This window comes from Haloprofundus salinisoli, assembly GCF_020097815.1.
GTDB classification, from domain to species: Archaea; Halobacteriota; Halobacteria; order Halobacteriales; family Haloferacaceae; genus Haloprofundus; species Haloprofundus salinisoli.
Genome location: NZ_CP083665.1, coordinates 42,138 through 48,463 on the forward strand (window position 1 = coordinate 42,138; position 6,326 = coordinate 48,463).

The window sequence follows — 6,326 nt, forward strand, 5'->3', positions numbered from 1 at the left end:
GACGCATTGTGACAAAAATTCCTGTTTGTAAACTCATGATCACTCCCCACCCGCACCATCGGGCGCGGGGGTCAGTTCGAGAATTGACTGGTTAGGGGGATTGTTATTCGTCTACTGAAACAGGTTAGGAGATAGCTACTACTGTAGGCTCTCAGTTCTCCTGGAGGGCGGCGAACGGGGACCGAGACGCTTCGGGTTCGCGACCGCGAGTGCAGATGAGGTTCTCGCGGCCGAGGCGGAGTTTCGTGATTTTTCCGTCCTCGTCTAACTGCGAGAGCAGTCGACTCACTTTGGCTTTCGACCACTCGACTTCCTCGACGATTTCGACCTGCCGCATTTGGCCGTCGTGAGCCTCGAGTAGCTGCATAATACGTTCCTCGTCGGTGAGCGTCGGTTCCGGTTCAGCGAGCGACGGTTCGACTTCGCGTTCGATACCGTGCGGTGCCGAGAGCCGACGATACGCGACGAGACCGATGCTCACGAGTACCGTCGTGAGGCTCAGCATGAGCGCGAAATAGTCGATTTCAGCGAGACGTTCGTTCGGATTCGGATTCATCCACTCGATGGGTGGTGCAGCGTGCACGTCGTCGGTCATCGCCGAGCTCGCGTCGACCCGCTGCATCGCCGTGGTCGACGCGGCGTCTAAGCGACCGAGGAACATGGTCAACGCGAATCCGGGTGAGTTCTCTCGAAGCAACGAACCGTCGAAGACGGTGTCCAACAGTCTGCTACCGACGTCCGCGACGAACGACGGCAGGACAGCGGCCGAGAGCGACTCGACGTCGGTCTGTACGACCGAGTCACTCGCGGCGAGCTGTACGAGCGGGTTGGCGAACGGAGAAATCCCGTCGGTGGTCTGGCCCGTAGTAACCGCAAAGACGTCCGTGGATTCAGCGACGGGGGCTGCCGATTCGTCGGTTGCGGAGACCGAACCGCACACGCCGCTCAGCAGGACGATACAGAGCACGAACAGTTTCACGTGTGTATGCATATCTCTGCCCAAAATCATGCTCGAATGACGCTGATATCCTGTCTCATACTTTTCTCCAGAGTGGGACGCAGTCGGCCACGATGGCGTCGCTGTCTCCGGATTACTTATGCACAGACTGTTTCAGAGGATATAGCCTTTATCACGTTCCAAATGTTCGAAAATAACTATTAAATGGTCTGTCATTCTCAGTGATGTGTGCGGAGACGAGAGAGCAGGAACCGAAGCGAGGCTACCGGAGGGCGAGCAGTGCGGGCGTTCACGCTCGGTGGGGGGTCACTCGCACAGCGACGCTAAGCCGTCAGCGAGCGTCACCGTCGGTTCGAAGTCGAGTGCATCACGGATACGCGAGATGTCTGCCCGACTGTCTCGGACGTCCCCAGGCCGGGCGTCGACGTGTGTGATCTCCGACGAGGAGTCCGCGGCGTCTCGAATCTCCTCCGCGAGGTCGTTTATCGAGATCGTGTCGCCGGTGCCGACGTTGTAAGCCCGACCGACCGCATCGGTCGTCCCTGCCGCCAAGTTCGCTTGAACCACGTCGCTCACGTGGACGAAATCCCGGGTCTGTCCCCCGTCGCCTTCGACGGTTATCGGTTGGTTCGCCCTCGCCTGTTCGAGAAAGATGCTGATGACGCCGCTGTAGTCGCCGGCGGTCTGGCGCGGACCGTAGACGTTGAAGTATCGGAGTGCGACCGTCTCGAGCCCATAGAGGTCGTGATACAGTCTCGCGTACGTGTCGAGCGCGAGTTTGTCCGCGCCGTACGGTGACTCCGGGTCCTTCGGATGCGACTCCGAGACCGGAACTTCCTCGGGTTGTCCGTAAATGGCCGCACTCGACGAGAGAACGACTCTCGCACCCTCCTGTCGGGCGTGTTCGAGCAGCGAGACGGTCGCCGACGCGTTCGTGCTGTGGCTCAAGAGCGGATCTTCGACCGACGCCGAGACGCTGACCAGCGCTGCGGTGTGATAGACGAGGTCGACGCCCGAGGTCGCGCGTGCGACGAGGTCGTCGTCTCGGATATCCCCCTCGAAGAGAGTGACGTCGTCGTTGAGGTTCTCCCGCCGTCCGGACGAGAAGTCGTCTAAGATTCGGACCTCGTTCTCCTCGACGAGAGCGTCGACGAGATGACTGCCGATGAAGCCTGCGCCGCCGGTGACGAGTACGGTCTGTCCCGTTGGTGATTCGCTCATTGGTACTCGTTTCGAGCGACGACCCTTTGGTATGCGTCGGTTTCCCGCCGCAGATGAAGACGAACCGACATCGAAAACCGCCCGCTCTTTACACGGGTATCTATGTAATTCGCAACACTGCTCGCTGTTAGCACGGGGATGCGCGTTCTCGCCGGGGGCGGGCGTGGAGAAAATTAATGAAAATCTGAATTACGCATTCGTCGAAAGGTTTATCTCGCCAATCGAACACAGGGTAGCAGCCATGAACCAGCAGCGGGGCACCACCGTCGAACCGGAGGATGGCTGCGGGTGCAAGGTCGAACGAGTCGCCGAGCAGTACGAATTGAGCCGAATCGACGAGGTTCTCGTCTCCCGATGGTTGGGCGAGGGCAGCGAGCGCTACAGTCTCCGTCGATTGGAGACGCATTTCAACGAGCGAGTGCTGGAGTCGGCGATGGCCGAGACGCCGATACCGATGTTGGACGGCGACGTGACACACCTCCACGAGCGCCTTTGTGACGGGTCGGTAAGTGCCGGACAACGGGCCGAGACGGAGAACTATCTCAAACGCGCTGGGGTCAACGTAGAGCGCGTCCGCAACGATTTCGTTTCGCACCAGACAATACACACGCACCTCCGCGAGTGCCTCGGCGCGACGCGGGACCGAACAGCCGACCCCGAGTCGCGCGTGGAAAAAGCGGACAAGACGGTTCTCTCGCTGCAGAACAGGATGCGGTTGGTCACCGAAGAGACGGTCGAGCGGCTGAAACGAGCAGATGTCGTCACCCTCGATTCGTTCGACGTGTACGTGGACACGACCGTCGTCTGTGGCGAGTGCGACCGGTCGCTGTCGTTTCCCGAGTTACTCGACCGTGGGAACTGCCGCTGTCAGACCGACGGGCGGAGCGCCGACAGTCCGTCAGTCGAACGACAGCGCAACGGCGAGAAAGCGGGTTACGTGGAGTAGCACACCCCGAACCGGGGTCCCAGTCGCAGGCGAGATTCGATTGTTGGGAACTGTACCTTCACGACGGTGCCTCGCGCAGGCGCGAGACAAAACATTGAAAATGGAATAGTCGGGGCGGAGATTCGAAATCAGACAGTTGAGAGTTTGTACTGCGGAATTGCCGGACTACAGGACGGTACCGGCGAATAAGAACACCAGAAACGCGTACCAGAGGCCGACAAGGAGGTTTCGCTTCGGAGCGTGAGGACGCATTCCGGGTACGTATCGTGTGGTGTTCATGGTGAAGTGGACGTGACTTCGGCCTCGGGTGCTTTCCGAGACGACCGTTCTATCGTACGGAAGTATCACAGATAGCTATGTGCGGCGTTACCCGGAGTAACAGTAGCTTAGTCGATCGAGAGAACCCATCGTGAGTACTGACTGAGACGAGAGTACGCCGCGGCCAGGGAGGTATTGCTCGGACAATCTGTCGATTATCGAGAGGAAATCTCCGACTGAACGAGGGGTCCCTCAGGGCACCAAAACCGTCGTATTCACAGTCATTAAACGCTATATTACTGGATTTTCTGAATAAGAATGAATACGGACTACACACTTGGTAAGGTGTGATGTTCGCGGAACTGAGTCCTGTCGGCGAAAGCAGACGATCGAAGACACCGAATCCGGCGGCGAGAGAGGACGTCGTCTTCGATCTCCTCAAAAACGACCGCCGCCGGATGGTGATGGCGCTGTTGGCCGAGGAGGTCGAATCGGTAACTATCGGCGATATCGCTCGGACGATCGCGGCCGCCGAAGCGGAGGAAACCCCGGCACCGGAGAAGGTATACAAGAGCGTCTACGTCTCGCTCCAACAGACGCACCTCCCGAAGTTGGCGGAGAACGGCGTCATTGAGTACAATCAAAGCACCGGAACGGTCGCACCGGGACCGAACCTCGAAGACGTGCTCGTGTACGTCGAGCCTTCGACCGTCCGCGACGTCTGGCAGTCCGAAGAGCTGATTCTCGGGCTAGTCGGGCTCGGAGCGACGCTCGGTGCGGTCGTCGGTGTACCGATCGTGAGCGTGTTAGCAGCCGAGGTGTGGGCGGTGCTCTTCTTCACTGCGATTATCTGTCTGAACGCCTACCGCCTCCTCGCGTAGCGAAGCCTCAGAGCAACCGAACGGGACTCAGATCGGGCCGTGACCCGTTACGCGCCGACTCCGTCGAATCCGTCGAATCGATCGTCGGCGGTGATCACTTTCCTCACGATATCAGCGTCCTCGAGCAGACGGTGGGTACTGTACACACCGCGACCACGGCCGCGACTCGTGCGAGTGGAGTTGATGACGTTCAAAAACGCCTGTTCCTGGAGAATCTCGTTGACCCGCCGCTCCGACAACTGGTCCATCCCGATTTCGCTCACGATGGACGTGTACGTGTCGTAGACGCGTTTGGTCGAAAACTCCGTCTCGTCGGCGACAAGCGTCAACATCGCGAGGGCGAGAAGAATTGCCTTCCCCTGAACGGGGGTTCCGGCTACGATTTCGTTGAACCGGTTCGCTTCCGTACGCTCCTTCGCTTTGCGCACGTGATCTACGACCACTTCCGTGAGTTCCTCTTCGGTGGCGATCCGACCGGCGTTGCGGAGGATATCGATCGCTTTCCGCGCGTCGCCGTGTTCCTGCGCGGCGAGCGCGGACGTGAGCGGAATGACGTCATCGCCGAGAACACCGGGCCGGAACGCATCGCGCCGGTTGTCGAGGATGTCGCCGAGTTGGCCTGCGGTATACGGTTTGAAAACGATCTCGTCGTGCTGGAAACTACTTTTGACGCGCTCCGTCAACTGGTCGGGATAGTCGATCTTGTTGCTGATGCCGATGACGCCGATACTGCAGCGTGAGACGCGGTTGTTCTCGCCCGCTCGAGAGAGTTTCCGAAGGATCTCGTCGTCTTCGAGCATGTCGATTTCGTCGAGAAGAATCAGCGCAACGTCACATCGAGCGTCGAGGATACGCCAGAGTCGTTTGTAGTAGTCTCCAGTGGCAAGTCCGCGTTCGGGGACCGAGACGCCGGTTTCGGCGGGTTCGTTCAACTGGCTCGCAATCGTTTTCACCGCGGACGTCTCCGTGTTCTCCTCGCCGCAGTCGACGAACGCGGTCCGGACAGTGACCTCGTCCTTGGCTGCTTCGGCCGCCAACCGTTCTGTTACGTGGCGGGAGACGAGTGACTTTCCGGTCCCGGTCTTCCCGTATATCAGGAGATGCTTGGGCGGTCGGCCGAAAATTGCCGGGTTGACCGCGTTTGCAACCCGCTGCATGTGGGTGTCACGGCCGACGATCCGTTCCGGGCCGGGGATATGTCGGATGTCAAGAAGTTCCTCGCGCGCGAAAATCGGCTCCTCGTACCGGAAGAGTGAATCGCGGTCCGTTTCGGAGGGATTTTCGTCGGTCATCGGGTTGCCGAACCTTTCGAAGCGATGCCGATAAGTCTACCGACAAAATGGGGGGTGCGCCGCGAATGTAACGCCGCGTTTTGGGCGACTAGTTCGGCTGAAACGGCCAAACTGTCGAAAGGGGTTCAGAAGCCACGTCGCGGATGTAACTCCGGAACGATGAGTGTGAACATCCGGACGGGAGAAACGACGAGGCGGGGCACACCACCGCCGCGAATGTATTCGGGGGATTCGAGTCTGAGACACCAGTATCGCGAATGAAAATGAACACCTTCTACGCCGGGTTGAAGGGTAAGATACCTGTCTAGTTGGCTATTTTTCATTTTTCGTTGCCCTGAGAGAGATGGCAGACATTCAACCACTGGAGTTCCAGACGAAGCGAGAGTTCGACGGGAAATAGTCGAAACAGTCGAAGCGCTCATTTCGGGGTGATTTAGAGGGGGTACCGTCGCTAATGTAAACATAGACAATAAACCAATTCGAGCGTTACAGGCCATCTATCGCGCTTATTTAGCGGTTAGGAGGGATTTGAACGACATCGGTCTCACACACACCATGTTCGCGGATGTAACGGTCACGAGAGAGGGGGGTGCACGGGAACAGGAGGTTACTGCCGGGGAAAGGAGTACGCGTCTCGAGAGAACGCCGGGAAACCGCTCGACGACCGCACTGACGCGAGGTCTATACATGGACGCCTTTCTCCCCCTCGAACCCATGTTTCAACTCTGTTACGGTCCCAAGCAACGAAGTATCGTTGCTTTTCTGTTACG

Annotated in this window: 5 protein-coding genes; 2 read left to right on the forward strand and 3 right to left on the reverse strand. The window is 58.7% G+C overall.

Annotated elements, in window-relative coordinates; all coding sequences use genetic code 11:
* Nucleotides 1-151 precede the first annotated feature (151 nt).
* On the reverse strand, nucleotides 152-991 hold the full coding sequence (locus LAQ73_RS17545) for a helix-turn-helix transcriptional regulator (protein WP_224271123.1): 840 nt from the start codon (nucleotides 989-991) through the stop codon (nucleotides 152-154).
* A 273-nt stretch (nucleotides 992-1,264) separates the two neighbouring features.
* Entirely contained in the window at nucleotides 1,265-2,179 is a 915-nt protein-coding gene (locus tag LAQ73_RS17550) for an NAD-dependent epimerase/dehydratase family protein (protein ID WP_224271124.1), read from the reverse strand.
* 241 nt (nucleotides 2,180-2,420) lie between these two features.
* Here LAQ73_RS17550 and rdfA point away from each other — a divergent pair, with 241 nt between their 5' ends.
* Nucleotides 2,421-3,125 (forward strand): rod-determining factor RdfA, encoded by a 705-nt coding sequence (gene rdfA / locus LAQ73_RS17555; protein ID WP_224271125.1) that lies wholly within the window; start codon nucleotides 2,421-2,423, stop codon nucleotides 3,123-3,125.
* Nucleotides 3,126-3,733: 608 nt separating this feature from the next.
* Nucleotides 3,734-4,264 carry a DUF7344 domain-containing protein gene (locus LAQ73_RS17560; protein WP_224271126.1) on the forward strand — a complete coding sequence of 177 codons (531 nt, stop codon included), beginning with the start codon at nucleotides 3,734-3,736 and terminating at the stop codon, nucleotides 4,262-4,264.
* A gap of 47 nt (nucleotides 4,265-4,311) precedes the next feature.
* Here the strand turns inward: LAQ73_RS17560 and LAQ73_RS17565 are convergent, their stop codons facing one another.
* The gene (locus tag LAQ73_RS17565; RefSeq protein WP_224271127.1) at nucleotides 4,312-5,556 is read right to left on the reverse strand and encodes a Cdc6/Cdc18 family protein; all 1,245 of its coding nucleotides are present in this window, start codon (nucleotides 5,554-5,556) and stop codon (nucleotides 4,312-4,314) included.
* Nucleotides 5,557-6,326: the final 770 nt, after the last annotated feature.